The organism is Allosalinactinospora lopnorensis, from assembly GCF_000981225.1.
Taxonomy (GTDB): Bacteria; Actinomycetota; Actinomycetes; order Streptosporangiales; family Streptosporangiaceae; genus Allosalinactinospora; species Allosalinactinospora lopnorensis.
The window spans coordinates 1-2,610 of record NZ_LAJC01000160.1; the positions used below are offsets into that span (position 1 = coordinate 1).

Genomic DNA, 2,610 nt, shown 5'->3' on the forward strand with positions numbered 1-2,610 from the left:
CGCGCGGGCGGTCGCCCGGCGGGTGCTCCGCGGGGACCACACGGCTCCGGCGGCCCGCCAGGTCAGGTTCGACGCGACCGCGCTCTCCCCCGATTCCCCCTTCGTCCGGCTCGCCCCGCTGGTGGCCGAGTACGCGTTCTCCGCACCGGACGTCCCCTGCCCGGTGACCATCGCCTGGGGCGACCGCGACCGGCTGCTCCCCGCCGCCGGCGCCCACCGCGCACTGCGCCGGATCCCGCACGCCCGCCAGGTCACCCTGCTGGGCTGCGGCCACATTCCGATGGCCGACAACCCGCGCGCCGTGGCGGCGGAGATCCTGCAGACCTGCCGGGCCGCCCGCGGCGCCGGGGAGGCCGCCGAACCCGCCCTGCCGGTCTTCTGAGGGGCGCTTCGAGGCGTCGGGCGAATCCGCTCCATCAGTCGAATCACGTTCCGCGGTGGTGGGTAGCCGCGTGCGTACGGGGGCCGGCACCAGAGCCGGCACGGCGACGCTGAGGGGGATCCATGAAAGCGCTGACCTGGCACGGAACCAAGGACATCCGGGTGGACGAGGTCGACGATCCCCGGATCGAGGAACCGACCGACGCGATCGTGCGAATCACCTCCACCGCTATCTGCGGCTCGGACCTGCACCTGTACAACGTCCTCGGCATGTACCTCAAGGAGGGCGACATCATTGGCCACGAGCCGATGGGCATCGTGGAAGAGGTCGGCTCCGAGACCGACCACATCGCGCCCGGCGACCGGGTGGTGATCCCGTTCAACATCTCGTGCGGACACTGCTGGATGTGCACCCACGGCTTCATGGCCCAGTGCGAGATCACGCAGGTACGCGACCAGGGCAAGGGCGCCGCCCTGTTCGGCTACACCTCGCTCTACGGCTCGGTGCCCGGGGGGCAGGCGGAGTACCTGCGCGTGCCGCAGGCGCAGTACGGGCCGATCAAGGTCCCGTCCGAGCCTACTGACGAGCGTTTCCTGTTCCTGTCCGACATCCTGCCGACGGCCTGGCAGGCGGTGAGATACGCCGACGTAGAGCGGGGCAGCACATGCGCGGTGCTGGGCTTGGGGCCGGTCGGGCAGTTCTGCGCCCGCGTGGCGAGGTACCTCGGCGCCGAGCGTGTCATCGGCGTGGACAGCGTGCCCGAGCGACTGGAGATGGCCCGCCGCCACGGCATCGAGGTGATCGACACGGAGAAGACCGATGACGTGCCGACCGCGATCCGGGATATGACCGAAGGGCGCGGCACCGACGGCGTCGTCGACGCCGTGGGCATGGAGGCGCACGGCGCACCGGTGCTGGAGACGGCGCAGAAGGCGGCGGGCAAGCTGCCCGATCGACTGGCCCGCAAGGCGGTCGAGACCTTCGGCGTCGACCGGACGGCCGCGATGTACACGGCGTTCCAGTCGGTCCGGAGGGCCGGGACGGTCTCGCTCATCGGGGTGTACGGCGGCCAGGCCGACCCGCTGCCGATGATGGACCTGTTCGACAAGGGGGTGACGATCCGGATGGGCCAGGCGAACGTCAAGCGTTGGATCGACGAGATCATGCCCGCCCTGACCGGCGACGATGACCCGCTGGGCGTCGAGGACCTCACCACCCACACGCTGCCGCTGGAACAGGGGCCGCAGGGCTACCGCATCTTCAACAACAAGGAGGACGGCTGCGTCAAGGTGGTACTCCGACCATGAGGCGGGGAGTGCGACTGCGTGGTGCCGTCGTCGTGGTGACCGGCGCGTCCAGCGGCATCGGACGGGCGGCGGCCCGGCGCTTCGCGCAGAAGGGGGCCCGCGTGGTGCTAGTCGCCCGCAGCAGCGAGTCGCTGGACGCGGCGGCGGCCGAGTGCCGGGACCTCGGTGCGCGGGCGCTGGCCGTGCCCGCGGACGTCGCCGACGGGGACGCCGTGGAAGCGCTGGCGCAGCGTGTCACCGAGGAGTTCGGCGGCATCGACGTATGGGTGAACAACGCCGCCGTCATGGCCTACGGCGCCATCGGCGAGGTCCCCTACGACGTCCAGCGCCGCATCCTCGACGTCAACCTGTTCGGACAGATCGAGGGGGCTCGGGCGGCCCTTCCGTACCTGCGGAGGCAGCGCAAAGGCGTGATCATCAATGTGGCCTCGCTCTATGCCAAGATGACCTCGCCCTACGTCAGCTCCTACGTCACCAGCAAGTACGGGGTCCTCGGATTCTCCGAAGTGCTGCGCCAGGAGCTGAAGCCCAGCCGCGGAATCCACGTCTGCACGGTGCTGCCCGGCTCGGTTGACACCCCGATCTTCCGCCACGCGGCCAACTACACGGGCCGCACCGCGAAGCCGCCGCCACCGGTGGTGTCACCCGGCCGTGTCGCGCGGGCGATCGTCCGGCGCGCCGAGCATCCCCGGCGCGAAGTCACCATCGGCAAGATGCACCACATGCTGTCGTGGGCTCACATGCTGATGCCGCGGCTCTACGACGAGCTGGTGCCATATGTCATGCGGCTGTTCGTGCTCGGCCGCGCCGGGAAATCGAGCGGCCCGGGCAACGTCTTCGAGCCGATACCGGAGCTGGACGCCGTGCGCGGCGGCTGGCGCAGTCCGGGCAAGCGCGCGGCGGGCGGCGCCGCACTGGCCG

General features: G+C 70.8%; 3 protein-coding genes. All 3 read left to right on the top strand.

Translation table 11 applies throughout. From position 1 onward, the window contains the following. Nucleotides 1-382 (top strand): alpha/beta fold hydrolase (locus tag VS93_RS26180; protein WP_046472511.1); only part of this gene is annotated, 382 nt, incomplete at its 5' end. Between the two features lie 122 nt (nucleotides 383-504). Beyond that, a complete protein-coding gene (locus VS93_RS26185; RefSeq protein WP_046472512.1) occupies nucleotides 505-1,689 on the top strand; it encodes a zinc-dependent alcohol dehydrogenase in 1,185 nt (394 codons plus the stop codon). Continuing rightward, nucleotides 1,686-2,610, top strand: a 925-nt coding sequence (locus tag VS93_RS26190) for an SDR family oxidoreductase (protein WP_046472513.1), incomplete at its 3' end; no start/stop codon positions are given. The genes VS93_RS26185 and VS93_RS26190, both read left to right, overlap by 4 nt.

What these genes read in the sequence shown, in the direction of transcription:
- VS93_RS26185 (WP_046472512.1), top strand. Translation starts at nt 505, where the DNA reads ATGAAAGCGCTGACCTGGCACGGAACCAAGGACATCCGGGTGGACGAG.